The sequence below is a fragment of the Clostridium sp. CTA-6 genome (genome assembly GCF_054768115.1).
Map to the genome: position 1 here is coordinate 45,536 of NZ_BAAAAU010000005.1, position 25,235 is coordinate 70,770.

Here is a 25,235-nt window from a genome sequence, read left to right on the forward strand (position 1 = left end):
CTTGATTTATGAAGTGTATTTTTTTATATTTGTGCTTTTAAAATTAAATTCATCTAAAGAATATTTTCATATGTGCAAAATAGCTTTTAAAAAAATAACAAAAGATAAGATAATTTAATAAGAAAGATGTTATAATTGAATGAGAATAATATATTAAAGGAAAATAAAAAAATATTATAATTAGTATACTTATTTTTAAAGCAAGTATATAAATTATTAAAACTTCATAAATGACAGATAAAGTTTATGGAAATAATATATACTAATTTACGCTGAATAGAAAGAGTGATAAGGTGATAACACGACGAAATGAAATGAAGTTATGTAACTTTTCAGATGAGAATGAATTAATTTTTAATGAAAACAAAGAATTGTATAAAAAAGCTATATTTTTTGATTTAGAGCACTATGTATATAGAAAACCAGTATGTGTAGGTGTTTTTGGCTGTTGTTACTATGATAGTATAAAAAATGCTATAGAGGTTACCCAGTATATGATAGAAGGAAAAAAGGATGTAAAAAACATATTAGAATTAGCCAAAAAATATTTTCAAAATGCATATAGAACTGGAGAAAAAAAATATATAATTACTTTTTCAGGAAATAATGATTTTACAGTTATAAATTATCTTTTTGAAAAGTATGATATAGATTTTGATATAAAGGAATATTTTCAATCTATAGATCTGCAAAGAGAATACGAAAAAGAGAAAAAATCTTCAATAGGCCTTAAAAATTTAGAAAAAGAATTCAATATAATAAGAGAAGAAAAGGAACTAATAAGTGGCCAGAATTTAGCTAAAACCTTCAGTAAAATAATAAAAGATGATGACTATATAAATAGAATGCCGGAATATAAAAAGAAAAAAATATTGTTGTATAATGAACAGGATGTAGTAAGTTTATTTCATATATACACAACATGGAACAAATTTATAAACTAAGGAAAATGTAGAGTCCTTTCCTTAGTTTATAAATTTAGAAGCAAATATAACTCCTCAAAGGATATATATTTGCTTTGGTTTAAACAGACAAAATTATATATTATAAATTGGGCTAATTTATTAGAATCCAGTGGATTTACTATAGTACCTCTTTGTTTTTCATAGTCTATAAGTTTGCTTATTTCACTATATATTTTAGGATGATTAGATGGTCCACTCCCTTTTTTAAATGACAAAACGTAAAATGTAGATATATATTTATTTATAAATTTATCAAGTTCAATATATAAATTATAAATCTTTTCTTTTAAAGTAGCATCAGACAATCTTATTTTTTCAATAATTTTAATAGATCTTTCCCAATCTGATGCAAAGATTTCACGAACTAAATGATCTTTACTTGAAAAATAATTATAGAATGTACCTATAGCAATATTACAGTTTTTACATACATCTCTTATATTTAATTCCTCATAGTTTTTTTCTAATAAAATTTTTCTACCCTCTATCAGTAGTTTTTCTCTAATATTTTTTAATATTTTAGGCATAATATAAATCCCTCCTAAATGTCATGATTATATTATAAGGTTCATTATATTTAAAATCCACAATTTTTATTTCCTTTTTCATATGTTGTAAATAATGTGGTATACTAAAGTTATATATTTAACTATATAATTTTTATAAAGAAAGGGATTATATAATGTTTATACCAATAAAAAATGCTAAAGTATATGAGCAAGTAATAGAACAAATAAAAACAATGATTATATCTGGGAACTTACAAAAAGGAGATAAGCTACCTTCTGAAAGAGAACTAGTGGATCAACTAAAGGTTAGTAGAACATCTATAAGAGAGGCTTTAAGAGCTTTAGAAATAGTTGGACTAATTAAGTGTAAGCAGGGAGAAGGAAATTTTATTAGGGACAATTTTGATAACAGCTTATTTGAACCTTTGTCTTTAGTTTTTATGCTAGAAAGGAGCAATAAAGAGGACATAATTGAGGTAAGAAGAATAATAGAAGTTGAGGCAGCAGCATTAGCAGCTAAAAGAATTACTAAAGACCAGTTAAAAAGGTTAGAATACATAATATATGAATTTAAAAATAGTGAAGATGAAAAGATTCTTGTAAATTTAGATAAGAATTTTCACTATGAAATAGCCCAAGCATCTAATAATTTTATACTTTTAAATATAATCAATTCTTGTTCAACTCTTATAGATTCTTTAATAAAAAATGCTAGGTATAAAATTATGAAAAATGTTGAAAACAAAAAAGAACTAGTAGATCAACATGAAAAAATATATTTAGCTTTAAAAGAAAAGGATAGTGAATTAGCTTCCAAATTAATGAAAGAACATTTGGAGTTTAGTGGCAAATTTTTGGAAATATAGAAAATAAAATTATATAAAATATAGGAGAAGTTAATATTAGTTTTTAAGTTTAAAATAAAATTGATATTAACTTTTTATAAGTTATTATTAATATGGGTTAATTAAGTTAATTATTACTGACATAATAATTTTAAAAATATAAATGGTATGGTGCATAGTATTTATATTAAAAAACGTAGTTACCATAAAGCATATACAATAAAATAAATCTTTAATATATGAGAGCAGGAGGAGTAAAATTATGGGCTTTAAAGCATTAAATAAATATATTATTAAAGATATAGTAATGGTTATTATAGGATCACTCATAGCAGCTTTAGGTATTAATATGTTTCTAATTCATGCTAATTTATTAAGTGGTGGACTTTCAGGTATAACTTTAATTATTCAATATGTTACAGGTTTTCCTGCGGCTTACTCACTTTTAATTTTAAATATACCTTTATTCTTTTTAAGTTATAAGAAAGTAAATAAAAAATTCACATTTTTATCCTTAATTGGAACTATAGCTCTTTCAGTAGGACTTATACTAACGGAACCTTTAAAGAATACAATACAAGTAAATGATATACTTTTGTTGGGATTATATGGAGGTGTTTTAAATGGTATAGGTGTTGGAATTGTATTTAGCAATCATGGTTCTACTGGCGGTTTAGATATAGTATCTGCACTTATAAAAAAGAAATACGGAAATTTCGATATAGGAACTATAACGTTTATAGTTAACTTTATAATAGTTTCTATATCTGCATGTATATTTGGCTTAACTAGCGCATTGTATACTTTGGTATCTATGTATATAGCTTCTTATTTAGTAGATAAAGTTATAAAGGGATTTAATAGACAAAAGCTTATACTTATAATAACTGAAAAAGAAGAGGATGTAAGTAAAGTTTTAATGAATGAATTAAATAGAGGAGTAACTTTTTTATATGCTAAGGGAGCTTACACAAAAAAGGATAAAAAGGTCCTATATTGTGTAGTATCTTTATCTCAATTACCAAAATTAAAACTAATAGTTAAAGATATAGATGAAGGTGCCTTTATATCTATATTAGATGCTTCAGAAGTAGAGGGTAGAGGATTTAAAAAAGTTTCCTTATAATATTTTGAAATATCTGGATTAAATTATATTATTTTCTTATTATAATTGAATTAATGTTATCAATAACCAAAGAAAACCTTAACTATTAATACACATATATTGATTAAAAGTTAATAGTTAATTACGAGTACAATTTTTAACTAGCTTTCACCTAGTTACATAATATAATATGTTTTAAAAGAGCCATAATAAACTTAAGAGGTGATATTATGAGCTCACTAAAACTTATAAGTTCATTTTTAATAACTATTATGTTATTAATACCATTTACTAATAAATGTTTAAATGAAAATAAAATAGTTAAAAATAAAAGTAATTTAGTATTAATAGAAGAAAAAGAAGATGGCTCAAACAAAATTAAAAAAAGAGTAAAATTAAGACCAGAAAAAGAAGTTAATAATATATATATAAACAAAATTTAAAAAGAAAGATTTTTTAATATTATATAGTATTTCAAATTTAGATATATATAAACAAAATTTCAAAAATAATATTCTTAATATTATATAGTATTTCAAATTTAAATTTAAATATTTATAAAAAATGAAAAAAATATAAAAAAGTAAAATCTCAGCTATAATTAGCTGAGATTTTTCTTAATGTATTTATTACAATTTTTAAATATAAAACATAATTTTATTGTAAAGCTTTAAGCTTTTCTATTCCTATTTTTATTCTTTTTATAGTTTCTTCTTTACCTAATATATCAGCTATTTCAAAAGCTCCACCAGGAGTGAATTGTTTTCCAGAAACTGCTGTTCTTATAGGCCATAAAACTACACCATTTTTAACTTCAAGTTCTTTAACTAAATCCATACATACTTCTTTAATATTTTCAAAAGTCCAGTCTTCTAAGCTTTCTAATTTAGGAAGAACTTCTTCTAAGCTTTTTAATGAATTTTCATAAGTTGTTTTCATTTTTTTATGAATATACATTTCTTCTGAGTATTCAAGAAGATCATTAAAGAAATCTAGTTGTTCAGGAATTTCATTTAAAACCTCCACTCTAGTGTGTAAAAGTTCACTTATTTTTTTAGTATCTAAGTCTTTAGTTAAAGCTTCTTTATAATAAGGAAGAGCCATTTCATGGAATTTATCTAAAGATAAAGCTCTTATATATTCTCCGTTCATCCATTTTAATTTTTTTGTATCAAAAACTGCGGGAGCTTTATTTATATTTCTGTAATTAAAGGCTTCTATTAATTCTTCCATAGAAAAGACTTCTTTTTCTCCACCTGGGTTCCATCCAAGTAAAGCTATATAGTTTAAGATAGCTTCTTTTAAGTAACCTTTAGCCATTAGATCTTCGAAAGAAGCATCGCCATTTCTCTTACTTAATTTATGATGTTCATCTTTCATTATTGGTGGGCAATGAACGTATATTGGAACATCCCAACCAAAAGCTTCATATAGTCTATTATATTTAGGAGAAGATGATAAATATTCACTTCCACGTACTACGTGAGTTATTCCCATAAGATGGTCATCTACTACATTAGCGAAATTATATGTTGGAAGTCCATCGGATTTTATTAAAATCATATCATCTAATTCAGAATTATCTACGGAAATATCTCCATAAATTTCATCATGGAAAGAAGTTGATCCAGTAGTTGGATTTTTTTGTCTTATAACATATGGAATACCTTCAGCTATTTTTTTATCAATTTCTTCTTTAGAAAGATCTATGCAGTGTTTGTCATATCTGAAAGGTCTTTTTAAAGCTTCTGAATTAGCTCTTAGCATATCTAATCTGTCTTTTGAACAGAAACAGTAGTATGCTTCTCCTTTCTCTATTAGCTTTTCAGCATATTCTATGTATATATTTCTTCTTTCACTTTGAACATATGGACCAACAGGGCCGCCAATATCTGGACCTTCATCGTGGCTAAGACCAGTAATTTCTAGAGTATTATATATAACATCTAAAGCACCCTCTACTAATCTTTCTTGATCTGTATCCTCAATCCTTAATATAAAATCACCATTATCGTGCTTTGCTATTAAATAAGCATATAAAGCAGTTCTTAAGTTACCAACATGCATATAACCTGTTGGACTTGGTGCGAATCTTGTTCTGACTTTGTTTGTCATTGCTTTCACTCCTATTTAAAAAATATTTATAAATAAAACCTTTCATCACTAGGACGAAAGGTAAAAATTCATTTTATAAGTAAATTTTATAACAAGGCCTATTTAATGTCAAGAATTATGTACATTATATATAGTTATGAAAGGACATATTTATAGGATTTATAAAAAATAAAGAAAAATAAAGAAAAAAAGAGATATTATAAAATATATCAAGGATACATTGTATAGGTTTTCATATTAATGTGTTGACTTATATCTATAAAATTGTTATAAATAATATAGCACATATAATTAAATAGTACATACAAATAATATATGATAAGAAATTATACAACATATATATTGGTTTAATGAATTATAAATAAAGTATTTTAAAGATTATTTAAATAATATATTAATAGGGGGAAAAAACAATGGGTATAAAAGTTGGACTAAATGGTTTTGGAAGAATAGGAAGAGCAGTATTAAGAATAGCACAGGACAAATTCCCAGAAGATGTAGAAATAGTAGCATTAAATGCAAGAGCAACTACTGAAACATTAGTACATCTATTTAAATACGACTCCTGCTACGGAAGATTTAATGGAGAAGTAGAAATAATTTCTAATGATAAAATGAAAGTAAATGGAAAAGAAATAAAAATATTTAGAGAAAATGATCCCGAAAATTTACCTTGGAAAGAACTTGGAGTAGATATAGTTATAGAATCTACAGGAATATTTAAAGATAGGGAAAAAGCTATGAAGCATATAGAAGCTGGAGCTAAAAAAGTTATAATCACAGCACCAGGGAAAAATGAAGATATAACTATAGTTTTAGGAGTAAATGAAAATGAATATAATCCAGAAGAGCATAATATAATTTCAAATGCATCTTGTACTACAAATTGTTTAGCTCCTTTTGCTAAAGTACTTGACGATAATTTTGGTATAGTTAGAGGTTTAATGACAACAGTACATTCTTATACAAATGACCAAAGAATATTAGATAAAACTCATAAAGATTTAAGAAGAGCAAGAGCTGCAGCAGAATCAATAATACCAACTACTACAGGAGCTGCAAAGGCAGTAGCTAAAGTTTTACCGAGTCTTAAAGGTAAATTAAATGGATTTGCTTTAAGAGTTCCAACACCAACAGTATCTTTAACAGATTTAGTTTGTGAATTAAAAACTAAAGTAACTGCTGAAGAGATTAATGCAGCATTTAAAAAAGCAGCAGAGGGTGAAATGAAGGGCGTTTTAGGATATTCAGAAGAACCACTAGTTTCAGTAGACTACAAAGGAGATCCTAGATCTTCTATAGTAGATGGATTATCTACTATGGTTTTAGAAGACGACATGGTTAAAGTTGTGTCTTGGTATGATAATGAATGGGGATATTCCTGTAGAACTGTAGATTTAGTTAATTATGTAGCTAAATTTATGAAATAAAAATAACTAATTAGCTTATATAAATTAATTTTTTATATATAAGTACCTCTTTTATAAAGTAATTATTTATATTTATAATAACATTATGTTATTTAACTTCTTATATTTATATAATGTAAAATAAGATTAAAGGAGACTATCTCAAAATAAATTTAAATTTATTTTGAGACAGCCTCTTTCTTTTTAATATTTTTTAATATATAGGTAGTTTTAAAATTTAATGGATATAATGGTTTTGTTTTTAATATATTTCTTTTTAATATATTTCTTTTTTAATCAAGTTTAATAAATCTTCTTTATTTAATGAGTCTATATCTTCTATAGAAGATAATAAATTAGTTATTTTATTTTTAATCTCACTTTTCCTTTGACCTTTAAATTCGCTTGAATATATATCACCTATATTAGGACAAAAAGTATTGTAGTTTTTTTCAATTAATAGATTTCTAAAGTAGTCTCTTGAATCTTTTTCACCATGGATTAGTATAACTTCCTTAGGTTTTTCTCTAAAGCTTTCTAACCAATTTAATAGACCGTTTTTGTCAGCATGACCAGATAATGATGGTAGATTATATATTTCAGCATTTACAGCAATTTCTTCACCAAATAATTTTACTTTTTTAGCGCCACTTAATATTTTTTGTCCTAAAGTCCCCTCAGCTTGATAGCCTACAAATACTATAGAACACTCTTTTCTCCAAAGATTATGTTTGAGATGATGACGAATTCTACCAGCTTCACACATACCACTAGCAGATATTATAATAGCACCGGTTTTTATTTTATTTAATTCCATAGATTCTTGAGGAGAATTAGTAAAGTAAAGACCATTAAATTCTAGAGGATTATCACCTTTGTTTAATAATTTTTGAGCATCTTCATCAAAGTCAATGGTGTATTCATTAAATATCTTAGTAGCTTCTGAAGCTAAAGGGCTATCTACGTAGACTTTGATATTTTTTAATATATTACTTTCCACATATTTATTTAATGCGTATATTACCTCTTGAGTTCTACCCACAGCAAAGGAAGGAATAATAACATTACCTCCTCTTTTAAAGGTATCCTTTATAATATGAATTAATTGCTTTAATTGAGAATTTATGTTATCATGAACTCTATTTCCATAGGTTGTTTCCATTAGCAGATAATCTGCATAATCTACTTGAACAGGATCTTTTAGTATAGGTAAATTTGTATTGCCTAGATCACCGGAATAAACAATTTTAAATTCCTTATCATTTTCAGTTATATATAATTCAGTTATAGCAGAGCCTAAAAGATGACCAGAATCTAAAAATCTTATTTTAAGGTTAGGGAATATTTCTATATATTCATTGTAATTGTAACCTTCAAAAAGAGATGTACTCATTTGAGCTATTTTTAAAGTATATAAAGGTTCTATAGGGTCTAGACCACTACGAATTCTTTTTCTGTTTTTCCATTCAACTTCTGATTCTAATATATGGCCGCTGTCAGGAAGCATAATGGAACATAGGTCTGCAGTAGCTTTAGTAGAGATAACTTTCCCTCTATAGCCTAGTTTATATAAAAGAGGAATTCGGCCACTGTGATCTATATGAGCATGAGAGAGTATTACACAGTCTATATCTTTAACATCGAATTTAAAAGAATAATTTCTATCTCCGACCTCGTCTTTGCCTTGATAAGTACCACAATCTAAAAGAATATTTTTATCCTTTATTTTTAATAAGTGGCAGGAACCTGTTACACAACAAGCTGCTCCTAAAAATTTTATTTCCATATAACCCCTCCTGTTCTAATGATTAATTAATACTTGTAAGAATATTTTAAGAATATTTTAATACTATTTTATTGAAAAATATATATGTATTTAAAAATAATATAAATAATTATTCATATTATTTTATTTCATAGCATATATATATTGGGTTAAAGAAAAATTTTTAATATAAAAAATTTTTTTATTTAATACTATCTTTATATAAACATAACAATAATAAAATTCTTATCCAGAAAATAAATATTTTTAACTGATTTGCTTATGATTAATATACCTCTTCAATTCTTTTTTTATAAAGTATTTTAAGAGTATTAGAATAGCGATTTGTTGGATAAAATATATGTTTTTACAGATAGTAAAATATATAGGGTTTAAGGGAGTGATTAATATGTTTCAATTTATAAAATATAAATTGAGGAAGGCTTTAGATGAAAAATTTGTTTTAAGTGCCTACCTGTTAACTATAGTATTTTTATTTATAATTAGTTTAGTCTATGATTTAGGGAAAAAAATAGGGGGATTTATAATGGTACTTTAAATAAATTAAATGAATGTATTATAAAATATAAGGGGAAAATAGTTAATGTAATTTAAAATAAAAGTTATAAATTAATTAACAGGATATAAGTTTAAATCTTAATGAAAACTTAAAGAATAAGTGCAGGTATAGGAGGACTTTATGAATACTAGAGATGAAATTAATAAAGATATACAGAAGGTATTTAAAGATATAGATGAGCATATTTTAAGGGATGAAAAACCTTCTGATTATATAAATAAATTATATGAAGAAGGAAAATTAGAAGGATATCCTTTTGATATGCTTACAACCTTAAAAAAAATAGATCAGTCACCTAAGTATCATCCGGAGGGAAGTGTTTGGAATCATATTATGATGGTTTTAGATAATGGAGCTAAGGAAAGGGAAAAAAGTGAAGATAAAAGGATATTTATGTGGGCGTGTCTTCTACATGATATAGGCAAAGGAACTACTACAAGGATAAGAAAGGGGAGAATAACTTCCTATAACCATGATAAGGAAGGGGAAGGATTAAGTATAAAATTTTTAAAATGTTTCACAAAAGATGAGGAGTTTATAAGGGGAGTTTCTAAACTAGTAAGATGGCATATGCAACCTCTTTTTGTTAATAAGAATTTGCCTTTTAAAGATATAGAAACTATGGTAAAAGAAGTTTCTATTAAAGAAATAGCTCTAATTTCTTTATGTGATAGATTAGGAAGAGGAGGTATGTCAGAAGGAAAAAGAGAAGAGGAAATTAAAGCAATAGATTTATTTATAGAGAAATGTTCCAATTATATGTAATAATATTTCCATTTGCATTATAATAGTATATATAATGTAAAGAGGGGAAATAGATATGGAAAGTATAAGAGATATGTTGAAAAAACAGAAGAGTTTTTTTGAGAAGGGATATACAAAGGATATAAATTTTAGAATAGAGGCTTTAAAAAAATTAAAACATAATATAAAGATGAATGAAACCAATATCTTTAAAGCTTTAAAGATAGATTTAAATAAATCAGAATTTGAAACATTTATAACAGAAATAGGTATTGTGTATGATGAAATAAATGGAGCAATTAAAAATATAAAAAAATGGTCAAAATCTAAAAAAGTAAAAACCTCAATTACTAATTTTCTAGCTAGTAGTTATATATATAATGAGCCTTACGGTGTAGCTTTAATAATGGCTCCCTGGAATTACCCATTTCAACTTATTATGGCTCCTTTAGTGGGAGCTATAAGTGCTGGTAATTGTGTTTTGTTAAAGCCTTCTGAACTAGCAGTAGAAACAGAAAAAATAATAGTTAAAATAATAAAAGAAACATTTTCTGATGAATATATAGGGGTTGTTACTGGTGGGGTAAAGGAAAGTGAAGCTTTGCTTAAAGAAAAATTCGACTATATATTTTATACAGGTGGAATAAATGTAGGTAAAATAGTTATGAGGGCAGCGGCAGAACATTTAACACCTATGACCTTAGAATTAGGAGGGAAAAGTCCCTGCATTGTTGATAAGGATACTAACATAGATTTGGCAGCTAGAAGGATAGCTTGGGGGAAATTTTTAAATGCTGGACAAACTTGTGTAGCACCAGATTATTTAGTTGTGCATAGAAACATAAAAGAAAAATTAATAAGTTCAATAGAAAATTATATAATTGAGTTTTTTGGTGAAAATGCTTTTGAAAGTGAAGAGTATCCTAGAATAATAAATGAAAGACATTTTAAAAGATTAGAAGGGTATTTAAAGGAAGGAAAGATAATTTCTGGAGGAAAAACAGACATAAGTAATTTATATATAGAACCAACTATTATAGAAGGAATAAATTTTAAAAATAGAATAATGGAAGAAGAAATATTTGGTCCTATTTTCCCAGTTATAGAATTTGAAGGCATGGATGAAGTTATAGACATAATAAAAAATAATCCTAAACCACTGGCACTATATTATTTTTCTGAAGATAAAGAAAAACAGGAATTTATTATTAAAAACATATCTTTTGGTGGAGGATGTATAAATGATACTATAATGCATTTGTCTACTTCTACATTACCCTTTGGTGGTGTAGGAAGTAGTGGAATGGGAAGCTACCATGGGCGAACTAGTTTTGAAACCTTTTCTCATAAAAAAAGTATACTTAAGAAGAGTAATTTAGTAGATATAAAAATAAGATATGCACCTTTTAAAGGAAAAATAAATTTAGCGAGAAAATTATTTAAGTAAAAAATAACATAAATAAATAAGAGGGGCTCTCAAAATAAAATCTATTTTGAGAGCCCCTCATTTGTTATTTAGCAAGCTTTTTCATTATTTTTATTATTCATTTTTTTTCCTGCTGGTGGATAATATTTTGGATCAGAGAAGAATGCTATTTTTAATTCTTTAACTTCTTTTCTCATAGCAAGTACACCAATCATGTTTGGTATAATAACTAGAGCTAAAAGAATATCAAGAATTGCAAATAAATTTTCTAGATTTCCAAAAGATCCATATATTATAGCACCTAGACAAATAAATCTTATTATTTTACTGAAAGTTGGGTTAAATAAAGCTTCTGCTTGTTTTTCACAGTAGAAAACTATAACTATTATAGTTGATAAAACAAATAACAATAAACTGAAAGAAACTATTGCACCACCAACACTTTTGCCAAATACTGATTGGAATGCTAATGCAGGCATAGAAGCTGCTTGGGATGCAGGTAGTTTTTGCCATATTCCAGTAGTTAAAATAACAAGAGCTGTCATAGTACAAATTAATATAGTATCAACTATAACTTCAAATACTCCCCAGAAACCTTGACGAACAGGGTGATCTGTAACTGCAGCTGAGTGAGCTATAGGAGCGCTTCCCATACCAGCTTCATTTGAGTAAGCACCTCTTGCGATACCACGGCTAATACTTTGTGCAATAACAGAACCACCAAAACCACCGGCGGCTGCCATAGGAGTAAAGGCTCCTTTAAATATTAATGCAAAAGCATATGGTAATTGTTTTATATTAATAAATACTATTGCAAGAGAGCAGCATATAAATGCTAAAGCCATTAAAGGAACTAATTTTTCAGTAACTTGTCCTATTCTTTGAATACCACCATATACAACTAGAGCTACAAGAATTGTAACTATAATACCAGTTGCTAATTTTGGTATTCCTATAGTTTCGGCAGATTCACATAGAGAAAGGGATTGTGTTGCAATTGAAGGAATAATTTCTAACATAAATGCGAAGGAGCACATAGTAGCTAGAAAAGGAGATTTTAAACCTTTTTTTAAGTAATAAACAGGTCCTCCAACGAATTCTCCATTTTCATTTTTTTCTCTATACTTTATTCCTAACACTATTTCAGAGAATTTAGTAGCTTGTCCTATAATTGCTGTTACCCACATCCAGAATATAGCGCCTGGGCCACCAAAGGCAATAGCAACAGGAACACCTATGATGTTAGCAGCACCAACTGATGAAGCTAGAGCGGAGCTAACAGCTTGGAAAGGTGTTATTGTACCTTCACCTTCAGGTTTATCAAATATTCTACCAAAGGTCTGTTTTAATATGAAAGGTAAGTATCTAAATTGAACAAAACCTAATGTTAAAGTTAGTATGATTCCGCCACCTACAAGTAAAATCATCATAGGCGGGCCCCAGATCCAACCAGAGATCTTTGAGATAATGTCTAAAAACGTTTGCATGATTAACCTCCTTAAAATATAAGTAGTTAGTTTTATGTTATAATTATGAATTTTATGTATATTTAAACGATAACATAAAAAAAAATGTTTTTCAATAGAAGATGGTTAATTTATTATTTAAAATGATATTAAAAACAGCATTAAAAAATTAAAAATATTGTTTTTTGTATAGAAAAAAATACATAAAAAGATATGATAAATTATATATAGGAATAAACATTATCTTTTATTATCTTAATAATTTAATGTTTTACTCCTTTTTAAGGATATGTGTAATTTAATGTAATATTATGTATAAAATTTAATAAAAACCACATTAAAACAAAGATATCAGCATAAAATTTAATAAATCTTTGTTAAATAATAAATATTTATAGTTTTTATACATTAATTAATATAAATATATATGTTTATTTGTTTATTAATAAGGAATATATATATTATTATTAATGAATTGCAAAAAAACATAAAAAATTCTCTTTAGAGAATTTTTTATGTTTAGATTTAAGAAACCCCTATGCAGATACATAGGGGTTATATTATTAAGAATCAGATTTTGAAGTTTTTGCTCCTGGGTAATATTTTGGGTCTGAGAAAAATTCTTCTTTCAATTCTTTTATTTCATTTCTCATAGCTATTAAACCAATCATGTTTGGTATAACAACTAGAGCTAAAAGAATATCAAGTAATGCGAATAAGAATTCTAATTTACCAACGGCGCCGTATATTATAGCCGCTAGACAAACAACTCTTATAATTTTTGAGAATGCGAGTCCAAATAAAGCTTCGGCTTGTTTTTCGCAGTAGTAAACTATAACTATAATAGTTGATAGAACAAATAATAATAAGCTGATTGATACTATAGCACCACCAAAAGCTTTACCAAATACATTTTGGAAAGCCATTGAAGGCATAGAAGCTGCTTGAGAACCTGGAACAGTATTCCACATTCCTGTAGTTATAACAACAAGAGCTGTTAAAGTACAAATTATTATTGTATCTACCATTATTTCAAATATACCCCAGAAAGCTTGGCGAACAGGGTGATCTGTAACTGCAGCAGAGTGAGCTATAGGAGCACTTCCCATACCTGCTTCATTTGAGTAAGTACCTCTAGCAGTACCCCATCTTAATGCTTGAGCAAGTGTAGCTCCACCAAATCCACCCACAGCAGCTTGAGGTGTAAAAGCACCTTTAAATATCAATGCAAAAGCATTTGGTAATTTTGTAATATTAAATAATAATATTATTATTGAGCAAATAATGAATATTAAAGCCATTATAGGAACCATTTTTTCAGTAACTTGTCCTATCCTTTGAATACCGCCATAAACAACTAGAGCAACTAAAACGGTTACAATTATAGCAGTAACTATTTTAGGTAATCCTATGGTTTCCGCAGTTTGGCAGACTGATAATGATTGAGTAGAAATAGATGGTATGATTTCAATCATAAAGCAGAAAGAACACATTGTAGCAAGGAAAGGTGATTTTAAACCTTTTTTTAAGTAGTAAACAGGTCCTCCTACATAGTTTCCCTCTTCGTTCTTTTCTCTGTACTTTATACCAAGAATTATTTCGGAAAATTTAGTAGCTTGTCCTAAAATTGCAACTATCCACATCCAGAAAACAGCACCAGGACCTCCAAAAGCTATTGCAACAGGAACTCCTATAATGTTTGCAGCTCCTACAGTGGATGCTAATGCTGAACAAGCAGCTTGAAAGGGTGTAATTGTACCTTCCCCTTCAGCAGGTTTGCTGAACATTTTACCAAAAGTTTCTTTCATTATATAAGGAAAATATTTAATTTGAAAAAATTTTAATGTAAAAGTTAAAATAATTCCTCCACCAACTAATAATATTAACATAGGTGGACCCCATATCCAGTTGGAGATTTTACTAATAAAACTCATAAATGTTTCCATTATACCCCTCCTAATATATTAATAAAAACAAGATTTATGTTAAAATTATATCATTTATTGTCAAAACTTTCAACCTATAAAAATAAATATATAATATTATTAAAATAACAATAAATATATAGTGAAAAGCTTGAAAAATAAAGGCTTTTCTTAAGAAAAAGATAGCGAGGGTATATGTATATTTTATCAAATAATTTGCATAAATAATGATATATTATTTTTAAAAAAGGTATTACCAACTATTTTAAAAGTTAATATATAACTTTTATCGTTATATATTTAACAATGTTTTATGATATAAAAATATAAATTTAAGGTTATTTGTTAATTTTAAAAGAGATAAAGGAAAATATTTGAACAATAGTTGCAAATACAACTAATTTGTGATATATTAAGTTGTATTTGCAACTATTATAAATTTAATGGAGGAGTATAAAATTGGGTAAAAACACGCAGTGCGTAGGTAGGCATATATCTATGCTATATAGAGCAGGCAATTGTTATATAAATAAGGAGCTTTGTAAATATGGGATAGGTAGTGGACAATATATTTTTTTATTATATCTATCTAATAATGATGGATGTAATCAAGAAGAAATAAGTAGTGCTTTAAATATAGACAAAGGGACTACAGCTAGAGCATTACAAAAATTGGAGAAAGAAGGCTATATAAATAAAGAAATTGATAAAAATGATAGAAGAATTAATCATATAATAGTTACTAAAAAGGGTTTTGAAATAAAACATATTATAATAAAAATTTTAAATGCTTGGGATAAAATGTTGTATTCAGATTTTACGGAAAAAGAAAAAAAGGAACTTTTGAAATTATTGGAAAAAGCTTCTTTAAATTGTCACAATCATAAAGTTAAATAATAGATTGGAGGAATAAAATGGATAGACAAAAACAATTAGGAGAAGAAAGTGTAAAAAAATTATTGTTAAAATTTTCTGCGCCAGCCATTATGGGAATGATAGTTAATGCTTTATATAATATTATAGATAGAATGTATATAGGACATATAAAGGATGTAGGATCCTTAGCAATTACAGGAGTAGGCTTAACATTACCTATAATGACTGTGTTAATGGCCTTTAGTATGTTAATAGGTATAGGTTCAGCCTCTATTATATCTATAAGATTAGGACAGCAAAGAAAAGATGATGCAGAAAAAATATTAGGAAATGCTTTTACTTTACTCTGTATTATTATGATTTCTATAACTATAATAGGACTAATATTTATAGATCCTCTTTTAAATATATTTGGAGCTAGCACTAAGACATTTTATTATGCCAAAGAATATGTGGTTATTATTTTAATAGGTTCTATAACCAATGCTTTGGGATTCGGTTTAAATAATTCAATTAGAGCCGAAGGAAATCCTAAAATGGCGATGGTAACTATGCTTTTAGGAGCTGTATTAAACTTAATTTTAGATCCTATATTTATATTTGGATTTAATATGGGGATAAAGGGAGCAGCTATAGCTACCGTTATATCACAGACGGCTAATACTATATGGGTACTTAGATATTTTACTGGTAAAAAAAGTACTTTAAAGCTCAAAAAAGAAAATTTTAAAGTTGAAAAAACTATATTTTTAGAAATAATATCTATAGGTATGGCTCCTTTCGCATTACAATTGGCAGCTAGTATAATAACAGTTATTTCAAATAATGCATTAAAAAATACAGGGGGAGATTTAGCAATAGGGGCAATGACTGTTGTAAATAGTGTATCTTTAATGGTTTTAATGCCTATATTCGGTATAAACCAAGGTGCTCAACCTATAATAGGTTATAATTATGGAGCAGAGCAATATAAAAGAGTTAAAGACACTTTAAAAATAGCAATATTTTCTGCAACTATAGTGGTTACAGTAGGGTTTTTACTTGTACAGATATTCCCACAATATATTATAAAAATATTTAATAATGATGCTAAACTTATGGAAATAGGAATTAGTGGTTTAAGGATAGTTTTATGTATGTTACCTGTAATTGGATTTCAAATTGTTAGTTCAAATTACTTCCAAGCTATAGGAAAAGCTAAAATATCTGTATTTTTAAGTTTATTAAGACAAGTAATAATTTTAATACCATTACTTTTAATACTGCCAAAGCATTTTGGACTTACAGGAGTTTGGATGTGTGCACCTATATCAGATGGAATTTCTTCTGTAGTTACAGCTATATTTATTTACAGGGAAATGAGTAATTTAGGTAGAGAAAAATCTTATAAGATTAAGTGTTCTTATAAATAAAGTTAAATTTAATTAACAATTGCTTCATATTAAGGTTATATATTTTTATAACTTATAATTAAAGCTTAGAAATAATTTTATTTAGTTATTTCTAAGCTTTTTATAAATTTAAAGGGAATATATACTAAGAAGAATTTTAGATAGCATCAACAAATTTATTTAGAACTGTAGTATAATTAAAATGTGTATATTTTGTAAATATATTTTGACCATATATATGGAGGTAAATAATGAATTTTAATAAGAAAAAATATTTTGTAATATTTTTTATTTTAGGATTAGTTTTGATGACTGTATCATTCATTAGTTATAATTATGGTAAAAATGTTGTAATAAACAATCTTATTAAATCAGGACATGTATATATAAATAAGAAAGAATATACTAAAGCTATAGCAATATATGAGGAAGTAGTAAAATATGATAAAAATGATACTAATAAAAACATGTTAAAACTAGCAATGTCTATGCAGAATTCTAGAAAATCCTATCGTGATGGAATGATATACTATAATAGAAAGCAATACTTAAAGGCTTTAAAATGTTTTAGACAAGTTATGGAAAATGATACTATAACCTTTAATAAAGCACAGGAAAAAATTAAAGAATGTACAGAAAAATATATAGAAGACAATTTAAAAAATGCAGAAAATTCTATACATAATTCAAAATATAAGGAGGCTAACGAATATTTAAATAATATTTTTAAATTAGATAAAGATAATGAAGAAGGCAAAAAATTAAAAAGCATATTAAATAAAAAATATTTTAATTAAAGTAAATAAAATATTTTCTAAAGGATAAGAATAATAAGTAAAAGCTATGGTAGAAATCATAGCTTTTACAAATTTACATTAAATGAGGTATTGATATTATGAGCAAACCTATTATAGATACATATATAAATAGATTCGAAAATAAAGAAAAAATATTTAGATATAATTTGGATTTGTATCAATGTAAAAGTATAAATAAGCTATATTATTATACTAGTATAAGTACTTTAGAAAATATAATAAGTAAGGAAAATATTTGGCTATCTAATAGTAAGTATCTTAATGATAGTACAGAAATAAATTACACTAACAATTTGATTTATGATATATGTGAAAAATATCTAAATGAGAATGAAGAATTTGATGAATTTTTCAAAGAAAATATAGAAATTTTGTTGCATACCATAGATATGGAATTAGGGGATACTTACATATTGTCTCTTACAGAAAATAAAGATTCTTTAGCTCTTTGGTCTAATTATTCTAATTATGATGGATATAATTTAGCATTTAATTGTGATTATTTTCAAAATATATTTACAGGAAAAAATTACAGGTTTATAGATAAAAATAAAAATTCTATCTTTTTAAATGAGGGAGAAGATTTTGTATGGTATTTTGGAGAGGTTATATATAATAAGAAACATCAGCAAAATATAATAAAGGAAAGAGTAGAATTTTTATATAATTTATATAAAAATTTTTATGAATTTAAAGAAGACGATGATTTTAAATCTTTAATAGTATATGTGCTTTATAATATAGCTTATATAGCTACCTTTTTTAAAGATGAGAGTTTTAAAGAGGAACAGGAGCATAGGTTAGTGTTTAGAGTTATTAATAAAAATATAAAAAAGAAAATAGTAAAACATAGAATTTCAAATAGAGTTTTTATTCCTTATATAGAATTAGGTCTTAATCCAAATACAAAAGAAGGAAATTTACCTATAGAAAAAATAACTATAGGTCCTAAAAACAATTTAGATATTGCAGAAATGGGATTGAGGTCTTTTTTAGAAAGTGAAGGATATTACAAAATAATTATAAAGAAATCTAAGATACCTTTAAGATATTAAAATATATAAAAAAGTGTGGGATAAGATCTAGGTAAATATAAGCTAGAAATGGAAATATAATAAGTGTAGTATTATAAGCTTGAAGTTATAAATGGTAGTCTGTAATGGATAAGTAAACTCATAAAAAATAAATAGATTAAAAGTAAATAGCTGATTTAAATTATAATAATTTAAATCAGCTATTTAAGTAGATTTTAAAAGAAATGAATTTTCATCTAATTGAATTATTTGAATTTTTTCATCCTCCTTTCATTTATAATTAAGAATTAATTTTAGTAAAGAATATTCTGTAACCAAATTTAAATAATTTTGATTCAGAATCTATCCTTACTAAAAAAATAGCATATAATAGATTTTTACTAAAGTCCCAATAACAAAGTTAGTTATTAAGGTACCTTGTATAGAGGGGAGTAAATTCACCATTAAGCTATAATATCTAATTTAGAGATATTATAGCTGCTCATTAATTATATGGTGTTTATACCTCTCTTTATATGATCTATTATGATTAAATTATACAATATTCAGATAATTTTGTCAAATGTAATTTTTAGAATATTATATATTTCATTAGTATGTTAAATATCGTTAAAGTTAGATTGCTATAAGTAGCCTTATATATAATTTATAGAATATTGTATATATTATCTTCAATATTAGGTGGTTTGTTATAAATCATAATATGCAAGAAGCTAAAAATATAATATGAAATATTAAAGAAGAGCAGTAGGGGTTTATAAACTTTGAATAGGTAAATTTATGGGAGAATAAGGGTAAATATGCTATAATGTGTATTGGTATATATAGTTATTTTTAAAAGGAGGATAAAAATGAAAAAATTTATAAGTATTATAATTACTTTTACAATGGTTTTTTCTTTAGTAGCTTGTGGTAATAAAAAAGAAAGTAAAAATGAAGCAGATTTAAAGAATAAAGATTGGAATTCTATAGTTGAAAAAAGTAAAGGAACTACTGTAACATTTTACGGATGGGGTGGTAGTGAACTTACAAACAAATGGATAGATGACCATCTAGCAAAGAAATTAAAAGAAAAATATAATATAACATTAAAAAGAGTACCAATGGATATTGACGATATATTAAATAAAATGCTTGGTGAAAAGCAAGCAGGAAATGATAAAGGAACAATAGATGTAGTTTGGATAAATGGAGAAAATTTTTATACAGCAAAGAAAAATAATCTTCTTTATGGACCGTTTTCAGAGAACCTTCCTAATTATAAAAAATACATAGATAAGGATTCAAATGACGTAAAATACGATTTTGGAAAGTCAGTAGAGGCTTTTGAAGCTCCTTATGGAAAAGCACAATTTGTTATGGTATATGATGAAGAAAAGGTAACAAAAGTGCCAAAAGATCATAAAGAACTATTAGAATTTGTAAAAGCTAATCCAGGGAAATTTACATATGCTGCACCACCAGATTTTACTGGAAGTGCTTTTGTAAGAAATATAATATACGATATAGTAGGCTTTGAAAAACTTATAAAAATAAAACCAGAAAAAGAATTAGTAGAAAAAGAAATAAAACCAGCTATAGATTACTTAAAAGAAATAAAACCTTATCTTTGGAATAAGGGTAAAACTTATCCTGCTAATATAGCTATGCTAGATAACATGTATGCGGATAAACAAGTTATAAATACTATGAGCTATAATCCAAACTCAGTAACAGAGAAAATAGATAATGGGACATTTCCTAAAAAAACACAAGTGTCATTATTTAAAAATGGAACTATAGGAAACACACATTTTGTAGCAATACCATTTAACTCACCTAATAAAGAGGGTGCTATGGTTACTATTAATAGCATATTAAGTTTTGAAATGCAAAAATCTAAATATGATCCTAAAGTATGGGGAGATTTACCTGTATTTGATAATAAAAAATTAAGTGAAGAGGAAAAGAAAGAAATAGAAAAAATCAAAGTAGGTTCTGGTTCCCTTCCACAAAGTGAATTATTACCACATAGGCTACCAGAGCTGCCAGCAGAATTAGTACCAATTATAGAAAAAATATGGCAAGAAAATATACCAGGAGATAAATAAAGTGAAAGAAAAAATGAAACCTTATATATTATTATTGCCAGTTATAATAATAATAGTTTCTATATTAGGAGTAGGAATAATAAATAGCCTAAGTCAAAGCTTAGGCTATTTTCCTACAGTGGGCTTAAATGAAATTACACTTAAATACTATAAAGAAGTATTAATTTCTAAGGAATTTATAGAATCTTTAAAATTTAGTTTGTTTACTTGTACTATATCTTCTTTAATAGCTGAATTTATTGGGGTTAGTTTAGCTTATATTATATTTATGCATAAGAAGAGGAGTAAAATTTTAGATGTTATATATAAGATGCCTATAATAATACCTCATACTGTTGCAGTTTTACTTATCATCAATATGTTATCCCAAAATGGAATATTGGCTAGAATATTATACAATTTAGGGCTAATAAGTTCTAGAAATGTTTTTCCTGCGCTTATAATGGATAGATTAGGTATAGGTATAATCATAACTTATGTATGGAAGGAGATACCTTTTATTATACTGGTTATCTATGCTGTGTTAACTAATATAGATGAAAAAATGTGGCATCTTTCAAGAACACTGGGGGCTAGCAAAACGCAAACTTTTTTTTATGTCATATTTCCTATGCTTGTGCCCTCTATTTTATCTTCTTTTATAATAATTTTTGCTTTTTCTTTTGGAGCTTTTGAGGTGCCTTATTTGTTAGGACCAACTACTCCAAAATCACTTTCAGTTAAGGCATATATAGAATATTCTAATCCAGATTTAACCAATAGGCCTTATGCTATGGTAATAAATACTATACTTATAGTTATATCAACCTTCTTAATAATTTTGTATAGAAAATCTTTGGATATTTTAAAAAAAAGAAATCTAAATAATAAATAGGAAAGGAAAATATTATAGATGAAAAATAAAAAAATAATTTCTAATATAATAATATATAGCTTCGCATTTTTCTTCCTATTTCCTATAATAATATTATGTCTATGGAGTTTTGCAAAAAATTGGAGTTGGCCACTAGTTATACCAAAGGAATTTGGATTAAGAGGATTAAAATATGCATTAGATCCTAAATCTCAAAATTTAAGTATTTTATTTAAAAGTATAGGAATATCAACAATAGTAACTTTTGTAACTATAATTATAAGTATTCCAGCAGCTAAGGCTTTAGGAATATATAATTTTAAAGGTAAGAATTTTATAAAGATATTAATATTCTCCCCTATAATAGTACCTGGTGTTTCTGTGGCATTAGGAATTCATGTATCCTTTTTAAAATTAGGTCTAGGTAACACTATATTAGGGGTAATAATAATACATTTGATGCCTTGTATCCCCTATTCAGTGTTTATGCTTACAGATATTTTTGAAATAATTGGAGATAAAATGGAGAAGCAAGCTAAGGTTTTAGGAGCCAATAGATATCAATGCTTTTTTTATGTAACATTACCATTGATTTCTTCAGGGATAATGTCCACTGTATTTATGACTTTTATAATATCCTTTAGTCAATATTTTTTAACTTTTTTGATAGGGGGAGGACAGGTCATTACATATCCTATAGTAATGTTTCCCTTTATAAAAAGTGGGGATAGAACTATAGCTTCTAGTTTTAGTCTTATTTTTATTATTACATCTTTAATTTATTTATTAATTATAAATAAATGTATTAAGTCTTATTACAAAATAGATAAATTTTTAAATGTATAGAGGTATATATAATGAAGGAAATAGAAGTAAAAGGAATAAAGAAAATATTTAATAATAAAAATGTATTGGATAGTATAAGTTTTTCAGTGGAAAAGGGAGAATTAATGTGTCTTTTAGGACCTTCTGGTTGTGGTAAAAGCACTACATTAAATATAATAGCAGGATTGTTGCAAGAAGATGGAGGAGAAATCTTAATAAGTGGTAAAAATATAAAAAATACACCTGTAGAAAAAAGAGAAATAGTAATAGTTTTTCAAGAATATATGTTATTTCCACATCTAAATGTATATAATAATATAGCCTTTGGACTTAATATGAGGAAAGAAAATAAAAACAGAATAAAAGAAAAAGTAAATAAGATATTAGAAATGCTAAGTTTACAAGGATTGGAACATAAATATCCAAAGGAGCTTTCAGGGGGGCAAAAGCAAAGAGTAGCTATAGGAAGAGCACTAGCAATAGAGCCCAAAGTTTTGCTTTTAGATGAACCCTTTACCAGTTTGGATATTAATATTAGAAATTCAATAAGGGAATTAGTTTTAAAAATACAAAAAAAATTAGGAATAACTACCATATTAGTTACTCATGATAAGGAAGAAGCTTTAATGATGTCGGATCATATATCTTTAATGATTGATGGTAAAATAATGCAACAGGGAACTCCAAAGGAAATATATGAAACCCCCAATTCTAAAGAAGTGGCTAATTTTTTTGGAGAAAGAAACTATTTCAAAGGAAAAATTATTGAAAATAAGTTTTATTGTGATTTTGGAGAATTTGAAGTAAAGGATAAAAAACAAGGTGATTCAGAAATAATGATAAACCCAGAAAATATAAAAATATATAAGGATTTAGAGAATAAAAATTGTATAGGAGAAGTAGTGTCCTCTAAGTACGCTGGAGATAGAATTTATTATGTTGTAAAATATAATGATAAAGATATAAAAATAATAGATTATAGTAATAATTTATTACAAATGGGAGAAAAGGTATCCTTTAGTATTGATTTTTCGAAAGGGGTATTAATTTAGTTGTTATATTAACATTATTTGATTTTAAGCATAAAATTTATTATAATTAAAAAATATTATTTATCCTATGACTACCATCCGTAATACTATTATCATTTTTAGGTGGAAGATGACGGTTGATATGCCCCTGGATAAGTTTTTCTAAGACTTAGATGGAAAGGGGTATTTCTCACAAGCAAACTCCATTTGAGCACAAGAATCACTTGATTCTACAATTTATAACTTAGTTAAAAGTAAAGATTTCATCTGAATTGAGTTTTACTTTGGATTACCTAATCTTTAAAAGAATATAAATTCATATAGATAAGGTTGCAAAAAATTAGTAATGAAAGTATAATATAAATAGATAACCCTTCTTATTCAATAATAAATATTCGAAGGGTTATTTTTTTAATATTAAAGTAGAGTAAGTTACTAGGAAATAAATATATTATTAAAAGAGGGGATAGTGTGTTAAATTTTAAAAGATTAACTATTAATGATAAAAAATTATTTGAAAGCTATATAAAACCATATGATTTTTTAAATTGCGAGTATTCTTTTACAACTTTATATATTTGGAGAAAGGCTTTAGATATAAAGTATGCTATATATAAAGAAACTCTTATTATTAAAAAGAAGGATTTTAATGATGAATATCATTTTATGCAACCTTTAGGATATAAAAAAGAAAATCTAAAGGATATAATAGAAACTTTAATGAATTATAAAAAAGAAAAATGCATTAAATATCTCTTTAAAGATTTAAGATATGATTTTGTTAAAGAATTAAAAAATCTATACAAAGATGAAGAAATTTATAGTAATATAATGGTAGAAGAGGATAGAGATAACTTTGATTATTTATATGAGAATAAAAAACTTATAACTTTATCAGGTAAAAAGCTTCATGGCAAGAAGAATCACTATAACTATTTTATAAAAAATTATAACTATGATATAAAGGATTTTACAGAAGAAGGAGTTATAGAAGATAGTTTAAGAATTGCTGAGTTATGGTATGAAAAAAATGATACAAAGGATAAACATTTACTTTATGAGCTTCAAAGCATAAGAGATATGTGCTGTAACATGGATGTTTTAGGATTAGAAGGCATGGCTTTATATATAGACGAAGAAATTGCAGGGTTTAGTATAGGAGAAAAATTTAGTGATAATATGGCTATTATACACATAGAAAAAGCTAATAAGGATCTTAGAGGGGCTTATACCTTTGTAAATAAAGCTTTCGTTGAAAATTATTTTAGTGATATACCTATAATAAATAGGGAACAAGATTTAGGAATAGAAGGACTAAGAAAAGCTAAATTGTCCTATTCACCCCTAGATTTTGAAAAAAAATATATGGTGGATATATGCTGTAACTGTGGATGTAGTGGTAGGGAAGAAAGAGAAAGACAGATTATATAAAGGTAGATACTACATTTTATTTGTAGGTAGTG

Annotated in this window: 22 protein-coding genes; 17 read left to right on the forward strand and 5 right to left on the reverse strand. The window is 26.1% G+C overall.

Annotated elements, in window-relative coordinates; genetic code table 11:
- The first annotated feature begins 314 nt into the window (after positions 1-314).
- Positions 315-944: a ribonuclease H-like domain-containing protein gene (locus ACYUDJ_RS08925; RefSeq protein ID WP_042386411.1), complete on the forward strand. Its 630-nt coding sequence runs from the start codon at positions 315-317 to the stop codon at positions 942-944.
- 26 nt (positions 945-970) lie between these two features.
- Here ACYUDJ_RS08925 and ACYUDJ_RS08930 read toward each other — a convergent pair whose 3' ends face one another.
- Positions 971-1,492 carry a TetR/AcrR family transcriptional regulator gene (locus tag ACYUDJ_RS08930; protein ID WP_003489525.1) on the reverse strand — a complete coding sequence of 174 codons (522 nt, stop codon included), beginning with the start codon at positions 1,490-1,492 and terminating at the stop codon, positions 971-973.
- Between the two features lie 155 nt (positions 1,493-1,647).
- Between ACYUDJ_RS08930 and ACYUDJ_RS08935 the strand changes: the two genes are divergently transcribed.
- The 3 genes from ACYUDJ_RS08935 (at position 1,648) to ACYUDJ_RS08945 (ending at position 3,867) form a co-directional block, all read left to right on the forward strand.
- Positions 1,648-2,340, forward strand: coding sequence for a FadR/GntR family transcriptional regulator (locus ACYUDJ_RS08935; protein WP_003489527.1), 693 nt, complete (start codon positions 1,648-1,650; stop codon positions 2,338-2,340).
- Between the two features lie 241 nt (positions 2,341-2,581).
- The gene (locus ACYUDJ_RS08940) at positions 2,582-3,445 is read left to right on the forward strand and encodes a YitT family protein (RefSeq protein ID WP_003489529.1); all 864 of its coding nucleotides are present in this window, start codon (positions 2,582-2,584) and stop codon (positions 3,443-3,445) included.
- A gap of 209 nt (positions 3,446-3,654) precedes the next feature.
- Complete coding sequence (locus ACYUDJ_RS08945) at positions 3,655-3,867, forward strand: hypothetical protein (protein WP_003489531.1); 213 nt, start codon at positions 3,655-3,657, stop codon at positions 3,865-3,867.
- Between the two features lie 214 nt (positions 3,868-4,081).
- Here the strand turns inward: ACYUDJ_RS08945 and gltX are convergent, their stop codons facing one another.
- Positions 4,082-5,539, reverse strand: coding sequence for a glutamate--tRNA ligase (gene gltX / locus ACYUDJ_RS08950; RefSeq protein ID WP_042386413.1), 1,458 nt, complete (start codon positions 5,537-5,539; stop codon positions 4,082-4,084).
- A gap of 413 nt (positions 5,540-5,952) precedes the next feature.
- Here gltX and gap point away from each other — a divergent pair, with 413 nt between their 5' ends.
- Positions 5,953-6,969 (forward strand): type I glyceraldehyde-3-phosphate dehydrogenase, encoded by a 1,017-nt coding sequence (gap, locus tag ACYUDJ_RS08955; RefSeq protein WP_003489534.1) that lies wholly within the window; start codon positions 5,953-5,955, stop codon positions 6,967-6,969.
- A gap of 256 nt (positions 6,970-7,225) precedes the next feature.
- On the opposite strand, the gene ACYUDJ_RS08960 is transcribed toward gap, so the two are convergent.
- On the reverse strand, positions 7,226-8,734 hold the full coding sequence (locus ACYUDJ_RS08960; protein ID WP_003489535.1) for an MBL fold metallo-hydrolase RNA specificity domain-containing protein: 1,509 nt from the start codon (positions 8,732-8,734) through the stop codon (positions 7,226-7,228).
- Between the two features lie 388 nt (positions 8,735-9,122).
- Here ACYUDJ_RS08960 and ACYUDJ_RS08965 point away from each other — a divergent pair, with 388 nt between their 5' ends.
- The 3 genes from ACYUDJ_RS08965 to ACYUDJ_RS08975 all read left to right on the forward strand — a co-directional run bounded on the left by ACYUDJ_RS08965 (position 9,123) and on the right by ACYUDJ_RS08975 (position 11,484).
- Positions 9,123-9,272, forward strand: a complete 150-nt coding sequence (locus ACYUDJ_RS08965; protein WP_030034236.1) for a hypothetical protein — start codon at positions 9,123-9,125, stop codon at positions 9,270-9,272.
- Between the two features lie 141 nt (positions 9,273-9,413).
- Positions 9,414-10,058 carry an HD domain-containing protein gene (locus tag ACYUDJ_RS08970; RefSeq protein ID WP_003489538.1) on the forward strand — a complete coding sequence of 215 codons (645 nt, stop codon included), beginning with the start codon at positions 9,414-9,416 and terminating at the stop codon, positions 10,056-10,058.
- A gap of 55 nt (positions 10,059-10,113) precedes the next feature.
- A complete protein-coding gene (locus tag ACYUDJ_RS08975) occupies positions 10,114-11,484 on the forward strand; it encodes an aldehyde dehydrogenase (protein WP_460289544.1) in 1,371 nt (456 codons plus the stop codon).
- Positions 11,485-11,552: 68 nt separating this feature from the next.
- Here the strand turns inward: ACYUDJ_RS08975 and ACYUDJ_RS08980 are convergent, their stop codons facing one another.
- Both ACYUDJ_RS08980 and ACYUDJ_RS08985 read right to left on the reverse strand, forming a co-directional pair.
- Complete coding sequence (locus ACYUDJ_RS08980) at positions 11,553-12,950, reverse strand: alanine/glycine:cation symporter family protein (RefSeq protein WP_003489543.1); 1,398 nt, start codon at positions 12,948-12,950, stop codon at positions 11,553-11,555.
- 542 nt (positions 12,951-13,492) lie between these two features.
- Positions 13,493-14,875: an alanine/glycine:cation symporter family protein gene (locus tag ACYUDJ_RS08985; protein WP_003487278.1), complete on the reverse strand. Its 1,383-nt coding sequence runs from the start codon at positions 14,873-14,875 to the stop codon at positions 13,493-13,495.
- A 438-nt stretch (positions 14,876-15,313) separates the two neighbouring features.
- Between ACYUDJ_RS08985 and ACYUDJ_RS08990 the strand changes: the two genes are divergently transcribed.
- From ACYUDJ_RS08990 to ACYUDJ_RS09030, 9 genes are all read left to right on the forward strand, one after another.
- Complete coding sequence (locus tag ACYUDJ_RS08990) at positions 15,314-15,751, forward strand: MarR family winged helix-turn-helix transcriptional regulator (protein ID WP_042385363.1); 438 nt, start codon at positions 15,314-15,316, stop codon at positions 15,749-15,751.
- Positions 15,752-15,768: 17 nt separating this feature from the next.
- Positions 15,769-17,142, forward strand: coding sequence for an MATE family efflux transporter (locus ACYUDJ_RS08995; RefSeq protein WP_003487276.1), 1,374 nt, complete (start codon positions 15,769-15,771; stop codon positions 17,140-17,142).
- Positions 17,143-17,372: 230 nt separating this feature from the next.
- On the forward strand, positions 17,373-17,918 hold the full coding sequence (locus tag ACYUDJ_RS09000) for a tetratricopeptide repeat protein (RefSeq protein ID WP_003487275.1): 546 nt from the start codon (positions 17,373-17,375) through the stop codon (positions 17,916-17,918).
- A 98-nt stretch (positions 17,919-18,016) separates the two neighbouring features.
- Positions 18,017-18,994, forward strand: coding sequence for a DUF2971 domain-containing protein (locus tag ACYUDJ_RS09005; RefSeq protein ID WP_003487273.1), 978 nt, complete (start codon positions 18,017-18,019; stop codon positions 18,992-18,994).
- A gap of 830 nt (positions 18,995-19,824) precedes the next feature.
- Positions 19,825-21,063, forward strand: coding sequence for an ABC transporter substrate-binding protein (locus ACYUDJ_RS09010; protein WP_003487271.1), 1,239 nt, complete (start codon positions 19,825-19,827; stop codon positions 21,061-21,063).
- Position 21,064: 1 nt separating this feature from the next.
- Positions 21,065-21,937, forward strand: a complete 873-nt coding sequence (locus ACYUDJ_RS09015) for an ABC transporter permease (RefSeq protein ID WP_003487270.1) — start codon at positions 21,065-21,067, stop codon at positions 21,935-21,937.
- Between the two features lie 18 nt (positions 21,938-21,955).
- Positions 21,956-22,762: an ABC transporter permease gene (locus ACYUDJ_RS09020; protein ID WP_460289545.1), complete on the forward strand. Its 807-nt coding sequence runs from the start codon at positions 21,956-21,958 to the stop codon at positions 22,760-22,762.
- A gap of 11 nt (positions 22,763-22,773) precedes the next feature.
- Complete coding sequence (locus tag ACYUDJ_RS09025; RefSeq protein ID WP_003487266.1) at positions 22,774-23,793, forward strand: ABC transporter ATP-binding protein; 1,020 nt, start codon at positions 22,774-22,776, stop codon at positions 23,791-23,793.
- A 450-nt stretch (positions 23,794-24,243) separates the two neighbouring features.
- Positions 24,244-25,203, forward strand: a complete 960-nt coding sequence (locus ACYUDJ_RS09030; protein ID WP_003487264.1) for a DUF2156 domain-containing protein — start codon at positions 24,244-24,246, stop codon at positions 25,201-25,203.
- The last annotated feature ends 32 nt before the right edge of the window (positions 25,204-25,235 follow it).